Here is a 20,106-nt window from a genome sequence, read left to right as displayed (position 1 = left end):
CTATGAATGCTGTTTTAAAACCCTCCGCCTGCTTCCATTGCGGCTTGCCGGTCCCCAGCGGCTCGAGCTGGAACGTCACGATCGACGAGCTGCCGCGCACCATGTGCTGCCCCGGCTGCGAAGCGGTGGCCCAAACCATCGTCGACATCGGCCAGAGCGCGTACTACCGCGACCGCGACGAATATGCCGTCAACGCGTTTGATGCCACCCTGATGCCGCCCGAACTGCGCCTGTACAGCAATGACGACTCGCAATTCGCGCGCGACGCCAGCAGCTGCGAAGCGACCCTGTCCGTCGAAGGCATCCGCTGCGCCGCCTGCGTCTGGCTGATCGAACGCCAGCTGACGCGCCTGCCCGGCGTACAGGCAGCCAGCCTGAACGTCGCCACGGAGCGTTTGTACGTGCGCTGGAGCCGCGCGCAGTGCGAGCCGGGCGACATCCTGCAAGCCGTGCGGCAAGTCGGCTACACGGCTTATCCGTATGACGCCGTGCGCCATGGCGAACGCCTGCAAAAGGCCAGCAAGACCCTGGGCCGCCAACTGTTCGTGGCGGGCCTGTCGATGATGCAGGTGATGATGTACGTGGCGCCCGCCTACCTGGCCGCCGAGGACGGCACCCTGGACGACAGTATGGCCAGCCTGATGCGCTGGGCCAGCCTGCTGCTCACGTTACCGGCCATCTGCTATTCGGCCATGCCCTTCTTCCAGGGCGCCTGGGCCAGCCTGCGCGCACGCACCCTGGGCATGGACGTGCCCGTGGCGCTGGGCATCCTGGCGGCCTTCTTCGGCAGCGTGGTGGCGACCTTTACGGGCCGCGGCGAGGTGTATTACGACTCGGCCACGATGTTCATCTTCCTGCTGCTGTGCAGCCGCTATTACGAGCTGCAGGCGCGCCGCAAGGCGGCCTCGGCGCTGGAACGACTGCAGCACGCCTTGCCCGCCTCGGCCTCGCTGATGGCGGGCTTTCCCGACAACCGCGCCACCACCCTGGTGCCAGCCGGCACGCTGGATGTGGGCGACATCATCCTCGTGAAACCGGGCGAAGCGATCGCCGCCGACAGCGTCATCATCGAGGGCACGAGCGCGCTCGATTTATCTCTGCTGACGGGCGAAAGCGCGGCCCAGCGACGCAAGACGGGCGAACAGGTGCCGGGCGGCGCCATCAACGCCAGTGCCGTCCTGACATTGCGCGTACTGAAACCGGCGCGTGAAAGCACCCTGTCGGACCTGTTAAAACTGATCGAGCGGGCCGGCAGCGGCAAGCCGCAGATCGCGCAGTGGGCCGACAAAGTGGCCGCCTGGTTCGTGCTGGGCCTGCTGCTGTTTGCCGTCGCCGTGTTCGCCTTCTGGAGCTGGCACGATGCGTCGCGGGCCTGGCCCGTGGCCATCGCCGCGCTGGTCGTGTCGTGCCCGTGTGCATTATCCCTGGCCACGCCGACGGCGCTGGCGGCCGCCACCGACAGCCTGCTGCGGCGCGGCGTGCTCATCGTCCAGCCGCATGTGCTGGAAACCCTGCACCGCGCCACCCATATCGTCTTCGACAAGACGGGGACATTGACCCTGGGCCGGCCTGTGCTGCAGCAAATCGAGGGCCTGGGCAACATGACGGAAGACGCTTGTTTGCAACTGGCCGCTGCACTGGAAGCGGGCAGCGCCCATCCGCTGGCGCAGGCGATCCTGGCTGCCGCCGGAGAACAAGCGCGCGCGCATGCGGAACAATTGCAGGAAGTGCAGGGCCAGGGACTCGAAGGCGTGATCAATGGCGTGCGCTACCGTCTGGGCAACGCGGCCTTTGTCGCCGCCATCGCCGGGCCGCCGCTGGGCGACACGGCCGTCGGCATGCAGGGCATGACGCCGCTGTACCTGGGCACGCAGGGGCACTGGCTCACGCGCTTTTTGCTCAGCGATGCGCTGCGCCCGGAAGCGCGCGAAGTGGTCGCATATTTCCACCGGCGCGGCAAGCAAGTCGTGTTGCTGAGCGGCGACCAGGAAGCCCTGACGCAAAGCGTGGCGGCGCAACTGGGCATCGCCACGGCCTGCGGCGAATGCCTGCCCGATGAAAAGCTCGATTTCGTGCAGCAATTGCAGGCGACGGGCGCCGTCGTGGCGATGGTCGGCGACGGCATCAACGACGCCGCCGTGCTGAGCGCGGCCGACGTCTCGTTCGCCATGGGTTCCGGCGCCGCACTGGCGCAGGCGCATGCGGACACGGTGCTGCTGTCGTCACAGCTGCGCTCCGTGCTCGATACGGCGCAAACGGCCGCGCGCAGCATGCGCATCATCCGCGAAAACCTGGGCTGGGCCACCCTGTACAATCTGACGGCCATCCCGGCGGCCGCGCTGGGTTTCCTGAACCCCTGGCTGTCCGGCGTCGGCATGGCTGCCAGCTCGGCGGTCGTCATCGCCAACGCCCTGCGCCTGCGGAAAGCCTGAACCATGGAAGCACTCTACCTCCTCATCCCCTTAAGCGTCGTGGTCGTCTTCATCGCCCTGTGGGTGTATTTCACGGCCTCGGACAGCGGCCAGTTCGACGACCTCGTCGGACCGGGCCTGCGCGTGCTGCAGGACGACGATACGGCCGTCAAACCAGCACCCGACGAACCGCACGCTTGACTTTTCCACACCCGGCACGATGGCCTCCAACCATCGTTGGCATACGCTTTTTGACACAGCTCAAGCACCACTTGCAGGGATCTTGCCCGGCTTTTTTTACCTAAATCACCATTTATTTCGATGCCACTTCGCTACCCTTATTTCATCCGGGGAATTTTGATCCACATCAAAGTTTTTTAGCGGTCAAACACTTACTCTCTGGCCACCATCATAAATAGTAATTCCAGGGAGAGTCTTTGTGGATCAATCGCTGAACTATAACTACAAGATCGTGAAGCAATTCGCGGTCGCTACTGTGGTATGGGGCATCATCGGCATGCTGGTTGGCGTTATCATCGCCGCTCAGTTGGCCTGGCCTGCCCTGAACCTCGACATACCATGGCTGACATACGGACGTTTGCGTCCGCTGCACACGAATGCGGTGATTTTCGCCTTCGGCATCTGCGGCCTGTTCGCCACCTCGTACTACGTTGTACAACGCACCTGCCAGGTGCGCCTGTTTTCCGACAAACTGGCCGCCTTCACGTTCTGGGGCTGGCAAGCGGTGATCCTGTCCGCCGTCGTCACCCTGCCCATGGGCATGACGCGCGGCAAGGAATACGCCGAACTGGAATGGCCTATCGCCATCCTCATCGCCGTCGTCTGGATCGCTTACGCCATCGTTTTCTTTGGCACCTTGATCAAGCGCAAGGTCAAGCACATCTACGTGGCCAACTGGTTCTTCGGCGCCTACATCCTGGCCGTGACGATTTTGCACGTGGTCAATGGCGCCGTCATGCCAGCCTCGTTCACCAAGTCGTATTCCGCCTATGCGGGCGTGCAGGACGCCATGATCCAGTGGTGGTACGGCCATAACGCGGTGGGTTTCATCCTGACCGCCGGCTACCTGGGCATGGTCTACTACTTCATCCCGAAACAGGCAGAGCGCCCCGTGTACTCGTACCGCCTGTCCATCGTCCACTTCTGGGCGCTGATCTTCACCTACATGTGGGCCGGCCCGCATCACCTGCACTACACGGCATTGCCTGACTGGACGCAATCGATCGGCATGGTCTTCTCGCTGGTCCTGCTGGCACCAAGCTGGGGCGGCATGATCAACGGCATCATGACCCTGTCGGGCGCCTGGCACAAGCTGCGCACCGATCCGATCCTGAAATTCATGATCGTCTCGCTGTCGTTCTACGGCATCGCCACCTTCGAAGGTCCGATGATGTCGATCAAGACCATCAACTCGCTGTCGCACTACACCGACTGGACCGTTGCCCACGTACATGCGGGCGCCCTGGGCTGGGTGGGCTTCATCACCATGGGTTCGATCTACTATCTGCTGCCACGCCTGGCGGGCCGCACGCAGATGCACAGCACGCGCCTGGTCGACGTGCACTTCTGGGTGGCCACCATCGGCATCGTGCTGTACATCGCGGCAATGTGGATCGCCGGCGTGATGCAGGGCCTGATGTGGCGCGCGGTCAATCCGGACGGCACACTGACCTACACCTTTGTCGAAAGCGTGAAAGCAACATATCCGTACTACGTGGTGCGCGTGGCCGGTGGCCTGCTGTACCTGTCGGGTATGTGCATCATGGGCTACAACACCTGGATGACCTTGCGCGGCAGCAAACTCCCCGTCGCCCGCATTCCGGAATTGAACGCGGCGCACGCCTGATAGGAGCAAAAGCAAATGAAATTTTCACATGCATGGATTGAGAGAAACCCCTGGCTGCTGATTGCCCTGGTCACGGTAGTGATCAGCATCGGCGGCGCCGTCGAGATCATTCCCCTGTTCTTCCAGAAGAGCACGACGGAACCGGTCGCTGGCCTGAAGCCGTATTCGCCGCTGCGCCTGGCGGGCCGCGACATTTACGTGCGCGAAGGCTGCTACAACTGCCACTCGCAGATGGTGCGTCCGCTGCGCGCGGAAACGGAACGCTATGGCCACTATTCGGTCGCTGGCGAGTTCGTGTATGACCGTCCGTTCCAGTGGGGTTCCAAGCGCACGGGGCCGGATCTGGCCCGCGTGGGCGCCCGCTACAGCGATGAATGGCACCGCACGCACTTGAACAACCCGCGCGACGTGGTGCCCGAGTCGAACATGCCGGCCTACCCATGGCTGGCGAAGACCAAGCTGGTGCCTGACGACATCATGCCGAAGATGCGCGCCCTGAAACGCCTGGGACAGCCGTACAGCGATGCGGAAATCACCGCCGGCCCGGCGCAGCTGCAGGACAAGACGGAAGAAGACGCCCTGGTCGCCTATCTGCAAGGCCTCGGTACATTAATCAAAACAAGGAATTAGCATGGCAATCGAAAACCTGTTTGACAGCGCCAGCAGCGTCATGACGGTGGTTTCCTTTACGACGTTCGTAGGCATCCTGTGGTGGACTTTCAGCCGCAGCAACAGCGACTTCGACGCGGCGGCGCGCCTGCCGTTCGACGACGAGGCGCTCGACTACGCGGCCGATGCCGCGCCGGCACAAGGGGAGCGCAACCATGGCTGACTTTACCAATGGCTTCTGGAATATCTACATCATCGTGCTGTCCCTGCTGGGCATCATCGGCTGCGGCGTGCTGCTGTACTCGCAGTCGAAAATCAAAGTGGTCGAGGGCGCACCTGCCGACGGCACCACGGGCCACGTCTGGGACGAGGACTTGAAGGAACTCAACACGCCAATGCCGCGCTGGTGGATGTGGTTGTTCTACATCACCATCGTCTTCGCTCTGGCGTATCTGTTCCTGTACCCGGGCCTGGGCAACTATGCCGGCAGCCTGGGCTGGAAATCGACGGGCCAGTACGAGGAAGAGCTGAAGAAGGCGGAAGCCGACTACGGCCCCCTGTTCAACAAGTACCTGAGCCAGGACTTGAAGACGGTGGCGGCCGATCCGCAGGCGCAAGCCATCGGCCAGCGTTTGTTCCTGACCTACTGCGCGCAATGCCACGGTTCGGATGCGCGCGGCAACAAGGGCTTCCCCAACCTGACCGACAAGGACTGGCTGTATGGCGGCGAACCTGACATCATCAAGACCACCATCATGCACGGTCGCAATGGCCAGATGCCACCGATGGGCGCCGCCCTGGGCTCCGAAAAGGATGTCGAGAACGTGGCCCATTATGTGCTGAGCCTGTCCGGTTCCACCTCGGACCCCGTCAAGTCGGTGCTGGGCAAGGCCAAGTTCGGCGCCTGCATGGCCTGTCATGGCGCCGATGCGAAGGGCAACCCGATGCTGGGTTCGCCGAACCTGACGGACAAGATCTGGCTGTACGGCGGCAGTGCTGATACCATCATGGAAACCATCCGCAAGGGACGCAACAACACCATGCCGGCTTTCAGCGATTTCCTCGGCGAGTCCAAGGTACATGTGTTGTCGGCCTATGTCTGGAGCCTGTCAAATCCCCAGACGCCCGTGAAATGACGTAATGGAACCTCAAGTCATCAAGATGTATGCGGCCCGCGAGCAAATCTACCCTCGCGAGGCCAAAGGACGCTACGCTACCTGGCGATGGGTATGCGTATGGCTTACCCAGCTGGCGTTCTACGGCTTGCCGTGGTTGACCTGGAATGGCAGGCAAGCCCTGCTGTTCGATTTGACCACGCGCAAGTTCTACATTTTCGGCGTCGTGCTTTGGCCCCAGGATTTCATCTATCTGGCGGCCCTGCTGATCATCTGTGCGTATTTGTTGTTCCTCGTCACGGCCATCGCCGGGCGGGTGTGGTGCGGGTTCTCTTGCCCGCAAACGGTATACACGGAAATCTTCCTGTGGGTCGAACGCCGCATCGAGGGCACGCGCAGCGCGCGCATGGCCCTCGACAAGCAGGGCCCCTCCGTGCGCAAGGCCTTCAAGAAGACGGCCAAGCACCTGGTGTGGGGCGCCATCGCCCTGTGGACGGGCTTTACCTTTGTCGGCTACTTCACGCCGATCAAGGACCTGGCGCAGGCGGTGACCACCCTCAATTTCGGTCCCTGGGAATGGTTCTGGGTCTTGTTCTACAGCCTGGCAACCTACGGCAACGCGGGCTGGCTGCGCGAGCAGGTGTGCAAATACATGTGCCCCTACGCGCGCTTCCAGAGCGCCATGTTCGACCAGGACACCCTGATCATCACCTACGATACCAAGCGCGGCGAACCGCGTGGCGCCATCAGTAAGAAGGCCGGCAACAACGACAAGCTGGGCGACTGCATCGACTGCACCCTGTGCGTGCAGGTGTGTCCGACCGGCATCGATATCCGCAACGGCCTTCAGTATGAATGCATCGGCTGCGCCGCCTGCGTCGATGCCTGCAACAGCGTGATGGACAAGGTCGAGCGGCCACGGGGACTGGTACGCTACAGTACCGACCATGCGATGGAAAACAACTTCAGTTCGAAGCAGATACGCCAGCGCGCCATGCGTCCGCGCGTGCTGATCTACACCTCCATCCTGGCCCTGATCATCATCGCCGTGTGTACTTCGCTGGCCCTGCGCACGCCCCTGAAAATGGACGTCATCCGCGACCGCGGTTCGATGGGACGCGAAGTGGAAGACGGCATGATCGAGAACGTTTACCGTCTGCAGATCATGAACACTTCGGAGCAAACCCAGCACTTCAAGATCAGCGCTTCCGGCTTGCCGGGTCTGACCTTGCTGACGCGCGAAGAGGTGACCTTGCAGCCAACGGAAACGCTGGGCTGGCCTATCCGCCTGCGCGTGCCGCACGGCGTCGGCGAGAAGGGCTCGAACAAGATTGCCATCGAATTGCACTCGCTGGACGACCCATCGCTGCATGTGCGTGAAAGCGCGGTATTCATCGTGCCGCGCTAACAAGGAAAGGCGGACGGGGACCGGGTGCCCTCGCCGCCGCCACGAAGTTGTAGGAAGGCCAGTCCCCGGATGGGGATTGGCCAATTAATCAGGAGAAATACCATGTCCGACAGTCTCAAGCTGCAAGCCCCCGTTGCACCGTGGTACAAGCATCGCTGGCCTTGGCTGCTGATGATCGGTCCCGGCCTGTCCGTGGTCGTCGGCAGCTGCATGGCGTATATCGCGTTTACGCAGCCCGATGCGCTGGTGGTGGGTGATTATTACAAGCAGGGCAAGGCGATCAACCAGGACTTGCGGCGCGATACGATCGCCAGCGACCTGGCGATGGATACCAGCCTGTCCTATGATGTGGCGTCAGCGCGCCTCAGCGGTTCCGTGCACAGCTTCGGCAAGGCTTACCAGGGTCCGCTGCAGCTGCACCTGGCGCATGCGACCTTGCCGGAAAAGGATATCAAGCTGCTGGTGCAGCCCGATGCGGCCGGCAACTTCTCGGTAGCGCTGCCGATGCTCGAGCGCAGCCGCTGGCAAGTGCTGGTGGAAAACGACAAACGCGAGTGGCGCCTGTCCGGCATCTGGACCTGGCCCCTGCAGCGCAGCATCGCGCTGCACGCCGATGAAGAGCTGTAAGACTTACTTGCAGACGTCCGTGCCGGCCGTAATGGCTTTCAACTTGGCCGGCTGCAAGATCTCGATCTCGCGGTTGGAGACGCGCAGCCAGCCTTCTTTCTTGAATTTCGACAATAAACGGCTGACGCTCTCGATGGTCAGCCCCAGGTAATTGCCGATTTCCTCGCGCGACATGCGCAGCTGAAATTTGCTGGCCGAATAGCCGCGCGCTTCATAGCGCGAGGCCAGGTTGACGATAAAGGCGGCAAAACGCTGCGTCGCCTGCATATTGCCCAGCAACAGCATCACGCTTTGCTCGCGCGTGATTTCCTGGCTCATCATGCGGTGGAAATGGCGCAGCAGGGTCGGCATATTGCCCAGCAATTGTTCCAGGCTGGAAAACGGAATTTCACACACTTCGCTGTCTTCCAGCGCCACCGCATTACAGTGGTGGCGATCGGCGCTGATGGCGTCCATGCCCAGCAGTTCGCCGGCCATCTGGAAACCCGTCACCTGCTCTTCGCCGCCCGGATTGATCTGGTACGTCTTGAAGTGCCCCAGGCGGATCGCGTACAGATTCTGGAACGAGTCGCCGATACGGAACAACGAAGCGCCGCGCACGATCTTGCGGCGGCGGCCGATGATCTGGTCCAGCCTGTCCATGTCGCCCACATCGAGGCCCATCGGCAGGCACAATTGATGCATGCTGCAGGTCGAGCATCGCGCACGCAACGCTTCCACGTTCACTGTGGGCAAGGTGGGAGTGAGTAGCGCTTCAGTCATGTCGTTACCTTTTAGAAAATGCAATAACGAGTTTACTGCATACACGGTTGCCGTGTGCCAATTTCACCGCAATTGCGCTGAATAAACGACGTTCTGACTTTAATTATCTGGCAACATCGTCAAAAGCCCATGCGGGGAGGGCAATTTGCGCGGCGCCGCTTGCCAAGTTGATGTATTGATAGGAAAATTCCTGACAGCATTATCTGCCGCCTGTGCCGCACGGTACTGAAAAGGAAATCATGAAGCCTCTCGGCATTAAAGCAAAAGTCGCGCTGGCCACCAGCCTGACCTCGATCGCCATGATCGCGCTGGTCACCATGATCCAGTTGCAGCACATGCGCGCCGACTTCACCAGAGTACTGCTGAGCCAGCAATCGTCCCTGATCACCCGCACCGCTGCCGAGCTCGACGACAAGCTGGGCATGCTGCTGCAGATCGTCACGCTGACGGCCAGGCAGCAGCCGCCGGAATTGATCGCCCAGCCCGCCCAATTGCGCGAATACTATGCGCGCCGCTCGATGCTGGTGCTGTTCGACGACGTGCTGGTGCTCGACGCGCAAGGCGCCGTCGTGGCCGACATGCCCCTCGTCACGGGACGCGCCGGCATCAACGTTGCCGAACGCGAATATTTCCAGACCGTCTTGCGCACGCGTCAACCCATGATCACCGAACCGATACTGGGCAAATCGAGCGGCATGCCCATCGTGCAGATGGTGGCGCCCGTGCTTGGCGCCAACGGCCAGGTGGTGGGCGTGGTGATCGGCGTGCTGCGCCTGTACAAGGATAACCTGCTGGGCCGCCTGCGCACGGAAAAGATCGGCAAGAGCGGCTATTACTTCATCATCACGCGCGACGCCGCGCCGCGCTACGTGCTGCACCCCGATACCAGCCGGCTGCTGCAGCCGCGCAAGCCGAACGCCAACCTGACGACCACACAGTTACTGAAGGAAGATGGTGAAGGCAGCATGGTCAGCACCAACAGCCGCGGCGTCACGGCCGTCAACAGCTTCAAGCGCCTGAAGTCCGTGAACTGGCTGCTGGCCGCCTCGCTGCCCGTCGAGGATGCCTTCGAACCGTTCGATGGTGTGCTGTACCGGCTGGTACTGTGGAGCATTCTCGCTTCGCTGCTGGCCGCTACCGTGCTGGGCTGGGTCACCGTGCGCCTGCTGTCGCCGCTGGTGCGCCTGCGCGACACCCTGCTCGCCCTGCGCACCAGCGGCAGCCGTTTCACCCCCGTACCGGTGCAGCAGCGCGACGAGATCGGCGAACTGACGGAAGCGTTCAACGGCCTGATGAGCGAACGCGACCGCCTGCAGCAGGAACTCGAATCGCGCGCGGCGGAGCTGGAACAGGAGCGCGACCGGGCCGAGGCGGCCAACCGCGCGAAGAGCGATTTCGTGGCCAACATGAGCCATGAAATCCGCACGCCCCTCAATGCCGTGCTGGGCATGGTGTATCTGCTGGGCAATACCAGGCTCGATACGGAACAGCGCAAGTATCTGACCATGGTGCGCGTGGCGGGCCAGTCGCTGCTGGGCATCCTCAACGACGTGCTCGACTATTCGAAGATCGAGGCGCGCCGCATGGAATTGTCGCCCGTCGAATTCGACCTCGATGAAGTGATGAATACCCTGGCCACGACGATGACCATGAATGCGGGCGAAAAGGAGCTGGAACTGGCCATCGCCGTCGAGCCCGACGTGCCGCGGCGCCTGGTGGGCGACGCCCAGCGCCTGCAGCAAGTCCTCGTCAACCTGGCCGGCAATGCCATCAAGTTCACCGAGAGCGGCGAAGTGGTAGTGGCCGTCAGCCTGGCCGAGAGCGGGCACGGGCGCGCCTGGCTGCGCTTCGAAGTGCGCGACACGGGCATCGGCATGACGGAATTGCAGCAACAGCAACTGTTTTCCGCATTTTCACAGGGCGACCAGAGCATCACGCGGCGCTTCGGCGGCACGGGCCTGGGCCTGGCCATCAGCAAGCAGCTGATCCACATGATGGGCGGCGACATCGCCGTCGCCAGCAGCGAAGGCAAGGGCAGCCGCTTCTGGTTCAGCGTGCCGTTCGACATGCTGGCGCAGCCGGCCGAAACGCGGCGCATGCCGGCCCTGGGCCAGTTGCGCCTGCTGGTGGCCGACGATAACCGCACCACGCGCGAACTGATCGTCAAGCTGATCGAGGCGTGGGGCTGGCTGGCCGATGAAGTGGACTCCGGCTTTGCCGCCATCGAACTGTACCGCGAACGCCTGGCGCAGCAGCAGCCCTACGACGTGGTGCTGGCCGACTGGCACATGCCCGTCATGGATGGCCTGGCCACGGCCAAGGCCATCCGCCAGGCGGCCACCGGCCAGCGCCAGCCCATCGTGGTGATGGTCAACGCCTTCGCCCGCAACCACCTGGAAGAAATCTCCAGCGCCGCCGAGGCCGATGTCGTGCTGATGAAGCCGATCACGGGATCGAGCCTGTTCGATGCCCTGCACCAGGCGCTGATCACCAAGAACGACCGCGGCGAGCAGCGCATGCTGCGCCAGCCGCTGGGCACGGAGCTGGCCGGCGTGCATTTCCTGCTGGTGGAAGACAATCATTTGAACCAGGCCGTGGCGCGCGGCATCCTCGAGCACATGGGCGCCACCCTGGACGTGGTGGGCGACGGCTGGCAGGCCGTGGAACGGCTGCGCACGGAAGCGCTGCGCTACGACATCGTGCTGATGGACATGCAGATGCCCGTCATGGACGGTTTCAGCGCCACCCATATCATCCGCACGGAACTGCGTCTGAGCCTGCCCGTGATCGCCATGACGGCCGGCGTGCTGGCGTCCGAGCGCGAGCGCTGCATGACGGCCGGCATCAGCGATTTCATCGCCAAGCCCGTGGTGGTGGAAGAGATGATGGAAGTCATCCTGCGCCACCTGCCCAAGCGCCCCCAAGTGCAGACGACCGAGCCGGCGCCTGTTGCCGATGAGGAAGTGTTTTCCATGGCGCCGCTGATGCGCGTGATGGGACGCGATGCGAAGGGGCGCGGCGTGCTGCGGCGCATGGTGGAAGACGCCCTGAACAAGGGCATGACGCCCGTGCGCGACGCCGAAACAGCGTTGCAAACGGGCCGCCACAGCGACGTGGCGCGCATCCTGCACGGCGTGCGCGGTTCCGTGGGTACCCTGGGCACCAAGCGCCTGATCCGCGCCGCGTTTGCCACCGAGGAAGCCATCGACGCGGGCCGCCTGGACGAGGTGCCGGCGCTGCTGGCGCACACGGCGCAGGAACTCGGGCAGGCGCTGGCGGCGGCGGCCGATTGGTTGTCGAGGCTGAAGGATTAGGCCTGCAACGTAAAGCTGGGGTCTGACCCCTGAACTTAGTCCTTGCTTCGGGTTTAAGCCGGCACGCCCAGGATCACGCTGGACGCTTTGAAAATTGCCGTCACATTGCTGCCGATCTCGATACCCAGGTCGGTGCTGCTCTGGTTCGTGATGATGGCGGCAATCGTGCCGCCGCGCGGCAAGTCCAGCACCACTTCCGTGTTGACGGCGCCCGTCTGCACGCGCGTCACAAGCCCGGCCAATTGGTTGCGCGCGGAAAAGCGCGCCCCTTCGCTGTCCGCCACGAGGATGATGGACGAGGCCTTGATCAGCGCGAACGCTTCCGCGCCCGGCACCAGGCCCAGGCTTTCGCTGCTGTCGCGCGTGACGATGGCCACGATGTGCTGGCCGCCTGGCAATGCCAGCGTGACTTCGTCGTTGACGGCGCCCTGTTTCAGTTCGGTCACCTTGCCCAGGAATTGATTGCGTGCCGTGGTTTTCATGGCCATTCTCCGTATGAGTAAAAGATCGTCGGCGATGCCTTCCGCCTGGCTGCCCAGCTGGCGCAGGTAGCGGGCATGCTCACGCTCGATGATACGGAAATTGTCGACCAGCTGGCGCCCCCGTGGGGTCAACCGCGTGCCGCCGCCGCCCTTGCCACCCGTCAAGCGCTCGACCAGCGGCTCGCCAGCCAGGTTGTTCATGGCGTCGATGGCGTCCCAGGCCGCCTTGTAGCTCATCTTGACGAGTTTGGCCGCCTGCGTGATGGAGCCGCACTCGGCAATGGCGCCCAGCAATTCCACGCGGCCGACGCCGCCCAGGTGCTCGCCGCCCACCGTCATCCATACCGAGCCTTGCAGGCCGATTTCCGCTGCCGCTGATTTATCCAATGCGTTCACCTGATGCCCTATTTTCTTCCATGCTGTCAATTTGTCCGTCACGCAAGTACAACACATGTTCACCCAGGATGCGCGCATCTTCCGGATCATGTGTGATCAGGATCATGGGCACGTCCAGGCGCTGCTGCCACTGGCTCAGCTCCAGACGCATTTTGACACGCAGCGCCGGATCGAGGGCGGCAAACGGCTCGTCGAGCAGCAGCGCGTTTGGTTCGGCCACGAGCGCCCTCGCCAGCGCCACCCTTTGGCGCTGGCCACCGGACAACTCGTCAGGGAACTGATGCGCCAGTTCCTGCAAATGAAACGCGTCTAGCCAATGCTCGACTTTCTGCAATTTTTCGCGCGCGCGCGGATTGAACCAGCCGCGGCTCAGGCCAAAGCCCACGTTCTGGCGCACCGTCAGGTGCGGGAACAGCGCGTAATCCTGGAACAGGTAGGCCACGTTGCGCTGCTGCGGCGGCAAGTTGATGTCGGCGGCGGAATCGAACAGGGTACGGCCATTCAGGCGGATATGGCCGGCGTCCGGTGTAAACAGTCCGGCAATGGCTTTCAGGGTCATGCTCTTGCCGGCACCGGACGGCCCATACACGGCGATGCGCTGGCTGTTCGAGGTGCATTGCACGTGCATGTCGAAGCGGCGTTTGCCGGAGCGCAAGGTGGCGCGAATGTCGAGGTCGAGTTGCATAGGCGTCATTTGTGTACGATGCGCCCGGGCGCCAGACGGCCAGCCGACAGCAGCACCACGATGCACACGGCAGAGGTGATCAGCACCAGGGTGTTGGCGACGTCGTCCTGGCCCGCCTGCACGGCTTCATACACGGCCACCGACAAGGTTTGCGTCTTGCCGGGAATGCTGCCGGCCACCATCAGGGTGGCGCCAAACTCGCCCAGCGCGCGCACAAAACCCAACAGCACGCCGGCCAGGATGCCGCGCCAGGCCAGCGGTAACGTGACGCGGAAGAAAATCGCCATTTCCGAGATGCCCAGCACGCGGGCCGCCTGCTCCAGCTGGCCGTCGACCGCCTCGAAGGCAGCGCGCGCCGGCTTGAAAACGAGGGGAAAGGCGACCACCGTGGAGGCGATCACGGCGCCTTGCCAGGTAAAGATGAGGTTGATACCGAAGTTGTCTTGCAGCCAGATGCCCAAGGTGCCGCGCCGGCCCAGCAGCACCAGCAGGTAATAGCCGAGCACGGTGGGCGGCATCACCATCGGCAGGGTCAGGAGGGCGTCGAGCAGCTCGCGCCCGGGAAAACGCGTGCGCGCCAGCAGATAGCCCGTACCGATGCCGAGCAGCAAATTGAGCGCTGTGGCCCAGGCCGCTACTTTGAGCGACAGGGCCAGCGCGGTCCAGGCGATATCCATGCGGGCGCGTGCTTAAGTTATGGTTTCTTGAATCCGTACTTGGCGAAAATGGCTTGCGCCGGCGCCGTCTGCAGGTAGCTGACGAAGCGCTTCGCTTCGGCCGCATTGCTGCTGCCCTTGATGGTGGCGATCGGGTACAGCACGGGCGCATCCAGCGGCACCTCCAGCACGACGTTCACTTTATCCTTCATGATGGCCGCGTCGGTGGCGTAGACAAAGCCCGCATCGACTTCGCCGCGCGCCACATAGTCGAGCGACTGGCGCACGTTCTGCGTGCCGATGGCCTTAGTTTGTACGGCTTCCCACAAATTCGCCTTTTTCAGCGCGCCTTCCGAATAGCGGCCAACGGGCACGCTGGCCGGGTTGGCGATGGCCACGCGGGTCACGCCCTTGTGCGTCAGGTCGCTCAAGCTCTTGATGCCCAGCTTGCTATCGTGCGGCACGATCAGCACCAGGCTGTTGCTGACGAAATCCTGGCGGTCGGCCGGCAGCACCAGGCCCTGCTTTTGCGCCGCATCCATGGTTTCCTGGTCGGCCGAGGCAAACACGTCCACGGGCGCGCCCTTGACGATCTGCTGCAGCAGCACGCCCGAAGCGGCGAAGTTCAAGGACACCTTGCTGCCCGGATACTGCGCCTCGTAGCTTTGCGCCGCATCCTTGAACGCATTCGTCAGGCTGGCCGCGGCCGACACCACCACTTCGCCGGCAAAAGCGGACGAGGCGACAGTGACGAACAGGGCGGTGCTGAGGAGTTGGGCGAGGGAGGTGAGGCGCATGATCGTATCCTTGTAAAGTAAACGGTGAACAAGGACCGTAATATACACTTATATATAACGTTCTGCCATGGCGCAAGTCAAGATAGCACGCGGTCGATTCCCTGTTATACTGTATATAAACACAGTATATCGAGGCACCCCATGGAACTGACGGACAAGCTGGAAATCCTGGCCGATGCGGCCAAGTACGACGCGTCCTGCGCCAGCAGTGGGGCGCCCAAACGCGATTCCATCGGCAAGGACGGCTTTGGCGCCACCTCCGGCATGGGTATCTGCCACAGCTACACGCCGGACGGGCGCTGTGTCTCGCTACTGAAAGTACTGCTGACCAATTACTGCCTGTACGATTGCCAATACTGCGTCAACCGCCGCAGCTCGAACGTGCCGCGCGCGCGATTCACGGTGGCCGAAGTGGTCAAGCTGACGGCCGATTTTTACCTGCGCAACTATATCGACGGCCTGTTCCTCAGTTCCGGCATCATCCAGTCGGCCGACTACACGATGGAACAGCTGGTGCAAGTGGCGCGCGAGTTGCGCGAGGTGCATCAGTTCCGCGGCTATATCCATTTGAAAACCATCCCCGATGCCGATCCGGCCCTGATCGCGCAGGCGGGCCGCTATGCCGACCGGCTCAGCGTCAATATCGAACTGCCGACGCAAGACAGCGTGCAAAAGCTGGCGCCGGAAAAAAGCGTGCATACGATCAAGCTGGCGATGGGGGCGATCCGCCGCAAGCTCGATGAAAAGGCGGAAGAACCGCGCTCGCCGCGTTTCGCGCCGGCCGGGCAGAGCACGCAGATGATCGTCGGCGCCGACGCCAGCGACGACCAGCAGATCCTCTCCACGGCAGAGACCCTGTACGGCAGCTACAAGCTCAAGCGCGTGTACTACTCGGCCTTCAGCCCGATCCCCGACAGCCCGAACAGCGTGCCGCTGGCGCCGCCACCCATGCTGCGCGAACACCGCTTATATCAGGCTGACTTTTTGCTGCGCAGCTACGGTTTTCAGGCTAGCGAACTGCTGCCCGCCACGGGCGGCAACCTGGCGCTGGACATCGATCCCAAGCTGGCCTGGGCACTGGCGCACCGCGAACATTTTCCGCTGGACTTGAACCGCGCGGCGCAGCACATGATCGCCCGCGTGCCCGGCATCGGCTTGCGCAATGCGCAGCGCATCGTCGACCTGCGCCGTTTGCGGCAAGTGCGCTACGCCGATTTGTCGCGCCTGCGCTGCAGCATGAAAAAGATTGCGCCGTTCATCATTACGGCCGACTACTTTCCCGCGCGCGACACCACGGCCTCGGAACAGCTGCGGCGCGCCATGACGGAGGCGCCGCAGCAGATGAATTTATGGCCCGAACTGCAGGCGGCGTGAAAGATGTCAACGAGCGAGTCGTCCGGCTGGCGCAGTCGTTCGACGAGTGGCGCGCAGGCGCACGCGAACTGATCGCGCGCGGCGTGCCACCTGCCGACGTTGCCTGGCAGTCGCAACCCGGCGATGGCGACCTGTTTTCCTCCACGCCAGATGCAACAGATACCAGCGCGCCACTGCTGCGTCTGCCCCGTCCCTTGGTGGAGTTGCTGGAAAGCGCCGCCTGTTTCAGCGCCCCGGATCGCTGGGCCTTCCTGTACCAAGTGCTGTGGCGCTGGCAACTGGGCCAGCACGACGTGATGTCGCCTGCCGATACGGATGGCGCACGCCTGCACGCCATGGCCAAGGCCGTACGCCGCGAAGAACACGACATGCATGCTTATGTGCGCTTTCGCGAGCGGGCCGAAAGTGATGGCGCTCCCCGTTTTGTCGCCTGGTTCGAACCCACGCACGACGTGCTGCCGCAAGTGGCCCGCCACTTCGCCCGCCGCATGGGCGCCATCAGCTGGATGATCGCCACACCGACGGCCAGCATGTTGTGGGATGGTCAGACCTTGCATGCGGGACCGGCGCTGATGCGCGGCGCGGCCGATATCGACGATGCGAGCGAAGCCTTGTGGCTGACCTATTACCGCAGCATCTTCAACCCGGCACGGCTGAACGCCGGCCTGCTGCGCAGCCATATCCCTTCGCGCTTCTGGAAAAACCTGCCGGAAGGCGCCATCGTGCCCGCCATGGTCAGCGGCGCCGCGAATGGCGAACGGCGCACGGGGCAGACGGCTACCGTGGGCCAGCGCAACGGCGCCACTATGATCGCGATTTCCGCCGAGCGCGCCCAACCCGCGCGCGCGGCGGCCACCACCCTGGACCAGTGCCGCCGCTGCGAGCTATGGAAAAGCGCCACCCAGGCCGTGCCCGGCGTAGGGCCCGAACAGGCGCGCATCATGCTGGTCGGCGAACAACCGGGCGACCAGGAAGACCTGGCGGGCCTGCCGTTTGTCGGACCGGCCGGCGCGCTGCTGGAGCAGGCGATGCACGATGCGGGCATGGCGCGCGACAGCATCTATCTGACCAACGCCGTCAAGCATTTCAAGTGGGAAGCACGCGGCAAGCGCCGCCTGCACAAGACGCCCGCGCAGCGTGAAATCCTCGCCTGCCATGACTGGCTGGAAGAAGAGATACGACGCGTCCAACCGCAAGTGATCGTGGTACTGGGCAGCACGGCGTTAAAGTCCGTGCTGCAAGACGGCGCGGCCACCATGACGCCGCTGATCGGCACGCCCATCCAGCACAATGGGCGCTGGGTGATCGCCGTATATCACCCGTCGTATGTGCTGCGCGTGCCGGACGAAGCGAGCCGGCGGCAGGCGTATGCGGTGATTGTCGACGGCTTGTACCAGGCGATGCAGCTACTACAAGGCCAGGATCATAGCGTCGACGCTGGCACTTCCGCCCCCTCGTCACGCCGCGCATAGCGCTGCGCAATCACGGCACAGATCATCAGCTGAATCTGATGGAACAGCATCAGCGGCAAGATCACCATGCCCAGTGAACGGGTGGAAAACAGCACCTTGGCCATGGGCACGCCGCTGGCCAGGCTTTTCTTCGAGGCGCAAAAGACGATGGCGATTTCATCTTCCTTGTTAAAGCCCAGGCGGCGGCTGATGAAAGTGGAGATACCCAGCACCAGCGCCAGCAGCAAGAGGCTGATCAGGCCCAGCGCGACCAGGGTTTCCACCGAGATCGTATGCCACAGGCCTTCGCTGACGGCTTCGCTGAAGGCCGTGTAGACCACCAGCAAGATCGAACCCTGATCGACGTATTTCAAGGTGGCTTTGTGGCGGTCGACCCAGCGGCCGATCCAGCGGCGCAGGAACTGGCCGGCCAGGAAAGGCAACAGCAGCTGCATGACGATGGAGAGCACGGCATCGACCGAGGACTTGCTTTCCGCGCCCTTGGCCACCAGCAAGCCCACCAGGATGGGGGCGAGAAAAATGCCGATGAAATTTGAGGCCGAGGCGCTGCAGATGGCGGCCGGTACGTTACCGCGCGCCATGGCTGTCATGGCGATCGACGATTGCACGGTCGAGGGCAGGGCGCACAGGAACAAGATGCCCATGTACAGGTCCGGCGTGAGGAAGGTCAGCGCCAGCGGGCGCAGGGCCAGGCCCAGCAGCGGAAACAGGACAAAGGTGCTGGCCAGCACCAGCAAGTGCAACCGCCAGTGCATGGCGCCTGCCACCACGGCTTCGCGCGACAGCTTGGCGCCATGCAGGAAGAACAGGGCGCCGATGGCCACGGTGGTGATGTTGCCGAAGACCACGGCCGTCGTGCCCGTGCAAGGCAGGAACGTGGCCAGCGCCACGGTGACGAGCAGGGCGATGGTGAAATTATCGGGTTTCAGATTGCGCAACAGGGCAGCGGAAGAAAAAGAAGACATGCGGTAGCCTGGTAACGGCGCAGCCTTGCAACACTGTGCCGGGGATGACAAACAGCGCCGGGAGCGGCGCCAGTGCTGGCTATTCTACCGTTTAACTTGATTCCTCATTGCTAGAAATGATTCAGTGAGAATGAAAGGGGCTTTGCTATCGCATTATTTGCGCTTCCAGTGATTCATCTAAAAAGAAACAAAATTTCCACAATTAAAATATTTTCATAGATAAATAAACAATGCCAATTTACACTAGTTTGTTTTAAAAATTACAACTACATCTAGGGTCAATATGTATAAGTTATCTCTTGTCTTGGCATCACTGGCGTTGACTGGCTGCGCATCCGTCGCGGGCGAAAAATTTCAGCCTGTATCTATCCAAACCATCCATGAGAGCAAGGAAGTGGCCGGTATTGGTTGCAATCTCAGCAACGATGCAGGCAACTGGTTCGTTGTCAGCCCTGGTAGCGTTATGGTGCATAAGAGCACTGGCGACATGATCGTCGACTGCAAAAAGGGCAATCTGTCTGGAAGTTCGACTCTGGTATCGAAGTCGAATGGTGCCGTATGGGGCAATATTCTCTTGGGCGGCGGCATCGGCTACATTGTCGACCGGAGCACGGGGGCAGGCTTTGATTATCCCAATACGACAACAATCCAGATGCGGGACATCGTCACAGCCCCGGTGACACTGCCGCCCCCGCAAGCAGCTGCCGAAACTGTCAAGGCAAACTGAAATAGTCAAAAAAAATGCCCTGTCCGCAGACAGGGCAATCCGGAGTAAAGTACAGCGCGAGGGCGATTAACCGGCGGCTTTGACTTTCAGCTCGTTCTTGATTTCTTTCACGCCGCTCACGGAAGCGACGATCTGCACGACGCGGTCACCCGCTTCGGCGCTCGGCACGTCGCCCGACAGGACAACGACACCTTGCTGGGTTGCTACCTTGACTGGCAGGGCAGCGGCTTGCGCATCGGCGCTCAGGGCGGCCTTGGCCGAAGAAGTGATGGTTTCATCAGGGACGGCAGCGGCGGCGTTGGCGGCCAATACAGTCTTAGCAGGAGCTTGTGCTTTTGGTGCGGAGTCAGCTGCATGCGAAGCGGTGATCGAGGCGCCCGACAGTACGATAGTGGCGACCAGGGTATTGAACAGTTTCGATGTTTGCATGGTAGTTCCT

Annotated in this window: 19 protein-coding genes; 12 read left to right on the top strand and 7 right to left on the bottom strand. The window is 62.4% G+C overall.

Translation table 11 applies throughout. The annotated features are described in order from the left end of the window. Positions 1-2 precede the first annotated feature (2 nt). The 8 genes from ACQ4W0_RS23225 (at position 3) to ACQ4W0_RS23190 (ending at position 8,037) form a co-directional block, all read left to right on the top strand. Positions 3-2,432 carry a heavy metal translocating P-type ATPase gene (locus ACQ4W0_RS23225; RefSeq protein ID WP_436578892.1) on the top strand — a complete coding sequence of 810 codons (2,430 nt, stop codon included), beginning with the start codon at positions 3-5 and terminating at the stop codon, positions 2,430-2,432. Between the two features lie 3 nt (positions 2,433-2,435). After that, positions 2,436-2,612, top strand: a complete 177-nt coding sequence (gene ccoS, locus ACQ4W0_RS23220; RefSeq protein WP_436578891.1) for a cbb3-type cytochrome oxidase assembly protein CcoS — start codon at positions 2,436-2,438, stop codon at positions 2,610-2,612. 238 nt (positions 2,613-2,850) lie between these two features. Continuing rightward, complete coding sequence (gene ccoN, locus ACQ4W0_RS23215; RefSeq protein WP_102122394.1) at positions 2,851-4,278, top strand: cytochrome-c oxidase, cbb3-type subunit I; 1,428 nt, start codon at positions 2,851-2,853, stop codon at positions 4,276-4,278. A 15-nt stretch (positions 4,279-4,293) separates the two neighbouring features. Beyond that, on the top strand, positions 4,294-4,908 hold the full coding sequence (gene ccoO, locus ACQ4W0_RS23210; protein ID WP_436578890.1) for a cytochrome-c oxidase, cbb3-type subunit II: 615 nt from the start codon (positions 4,294-4,296) through the stop codon (positions 4,906-4,908). Between the two features lies 1 nt (position 4,909). Beyond that, complete coding sequence (locus tag ACQ4W0_RS23205; RefSeq protein ID WP_071080089.1) at positions 4,910-5,110, top strand: cbb3-type cytochrome oxidase subunit 3; 201 nt, start codon at positions 4,910-4,912, stop codon at positions 5,108-5,110. Then, complete coding sequence (gene ccoP, locus ACQ4W0_RS23200; protein ID WP_436578889.1) at positions 5,103-6,023, top strand: cytochrome-c oxidase, cbb3-type subunit III; 921 nt, start codon at positions 5,103-5,105, stop codon at positions 6,021-6,023. The genes ACQ4W0_RS23205 and ccoP overlap by 8 nt, the downstream gene beginning before the upstream one ends. Positions 6,024-6,027: 4 nt before the next feature. Then, on the top strand, positions 6,028-7,410 hold the full coding sequence (gene ccoG, locus ACQ4W0_RS23195) for a cytochrome c oxidase accessory protein CcoG (protein WP_436578888.1): 1,383 nt from the start codon (positions 6,028-6,030) through the stop codon (positions 7,408-7,410). A gap of 102 nt (positions 7,411-7,512) precedes the next feature. Next, a complete protein-coding gene (locus ACQ4W0_RS23190) occupies positions 7,513-8,037 on the top strand; it encodes a FixH family protein (protein ID WP_141171201.1) in 525 nt (174 codons plus the stop codon). Between the two features lie 3 nt (positions 8,038-8,040). Here ACQ4W0_RS23190 and fnr read toward each other — a convergent pair whose 3' ends face one another. After that, positions 8,041-8,799: a fumarate/nitrate reduction transcriptional regulator Fnr gene (gene fnr, locus ACQ4W0_RS23185; RefSeq protein WP_436518375.1), complete on the bottom strand. Its 759-nt coding sequence runs from the start codon at positions 8,797-8,799 to the stop codon at positions 8,041-8,043. Between the two features lie 239 nt (positions 8,800-9,038). Here fnr and ACQ4W0_RS23180 point away from each other — a divergent pair, with 239 nt between their 5' ends. Next, a complete protein-coding gene (locus tag ACQ4W0_RS23180; protein WP_436578887.1) occupies positions 9,039-12,113 on the top strand; it encodes a response regulator in 3,075 nt (1,024 codons plus the stop codon). A 53-nt stretch (positions 12,114-12,166) separates the two neighbouring features. Here ACQ4W0_RS23180 and ACQ4W0_RS23175 read toward each other — a convergent pair whose 3' ends face one another. The 4 genes from ACQ4W0_RS23175 to modA are packed head-to-tail and all read right to left on the bottom strand — an operon-like array spanning position 12,167 to position 15,129. After that, positions 12,167-12,934 (bottom strand): TOBE domain-containing protein, encoded by a 768-nt coding sequence (locus ACQ4W0_RS23175; RefSeq protein WP_436578944.1) that lies wholly within the window; start codon positions 12,932-12,934, stop codon positions 12,167-12,169. A gap of 40 nt (positions 12,935-12,974) precedes the next feature. Next, a complete protein-coding gene (locus tag ACQ4W0_RS23170) occupies positions 12,975-13,676 on the bottom strand; it encodes a sulfate/molybdate ABC transporter ATP-binding protein (protein WP_436578943.1) in 702 nt (233 codons plus the stop codon). 5 nt (positions 13,677-13,681) lie between these two features. Further along, on the bottom strand, positions 13,682-14,353 hold the full coding sequence (gene modB, locus ACQ4W0_RS23165) for a molybdate ABC transporter permease subunit (protein WP_436578886.1): 672 nt from the start codon (positions 14,351-14,353) through the stop codon (positions 13,682-13,684). A 17-nt stretch (positions 14,354-14,370) separates the two neighbouring features. Further along, complete coding sequence (gene modA / locus ACQ4W0_RS23160) at positions 14,371-15,129, bottom strand: molybdate ABC transporter substrate-binding protein (protein ID WP_436578885.1); 759 nt, start codon at positions 15,127-15,129, stop codon at positions 14,371-14,373. A gap of 141 nt (positions 15,130-15,270) precedes the next feature. On the opposite strand from modA, the gene ACQ4W0_RS23155 reads away from it, so the two are divergent. Next, positions 15,271-16,503 (top strand): putative DNA modification/repair radical SAM protein, encoded by a 1,233-nt coding sequence (locus ACQ4W0_RS23155; RefSeq protein WP_436578884.1) that lies wholly within the window; start codon positions 15,271-15,273, stop codon positions 16,501-16,503. Further along, positions 16,479-17,975 (top strand): UdgX family uracil-DNA binding protein, encoded by a 1,497-nt coding sequence (locus ACQ4W0_RS23150; protein WP_436578883.1) that lies wholly within the window; start codon positions 16,479-16,481, stop codon positions 17,973-17,975. The genes ACQ4W0_RS23155 and ACQ4W0_RS23150 overlap by 25 nt, the downstream gene beginning before the upstream one ends. Here the strand turns inward: ACQ4W0_RS23150 and ACQ4W0_RS23145 are convergent. Next, positions 17,927-18,940 carry a bile acid:sodium symporter family protein gene (locus tag ACQ4W0_RS23145; protein ID WP_436578882.1) on the bottom strand — a complete coding sequence of 338 codons (1,014 nt, stop codon included), beginning with the start codon at positions 18,938-18,940 and terminating at the stop codon, positions 17,927-17,929. The two genes, ACQ4W0_RS23150 and ACQ4W0_RS23145, sit on opposite strands and share 49 nt — an antisense overlap. Positions 18,941-19,223: 283 nt before the next feature. Between ACQ4W0_RS23145 and ACQ4W0_RS23140 the strand changes: the two genes are divergently transcribed. Further along, entirely contained in the window at positions 19,224-19,667 is a 444-nt protein-coding gene (locus tag ACQ4W0_RS23140) for a hypothetical protein (protein ID WP_436578881.1), read from the top strand. A 66-nt stretch (positions 19,668-19,733) separates the two neighbouring features. On the opposite strand, the gene ACQ4W0_RS23135 is transcribed toward ACQ4W0_RS23140, so the two are convergent. Next, on the bottom strand, positions 19,734-20,096 hold the full coding sequence (locus ACQ4W0_RS23135) for a BON domain-containing protein (protein ID WP_436578880.1): 363 nt from the start codon (positions 20,094-20,096) through the stop codon (positions 19,734-19,736). Between the last annotated feature and the right edge of the window lie 10 nt (positions 20,097-20,106).

Origin of the sequence: Janthinobacterium breve (assembly GCF_051380895.1) — a bacterium.
Lineage (GTDB): Bacteria > Pseudomonadota > Gammaproteobacteria > Burkholderiales > Burkholderiaceae_D > Janthinobacterium.
Note: the sequence above shows the minus strand (reverse complement) of the source record. Positions and strands in the feature narration are given on the sequence as shown.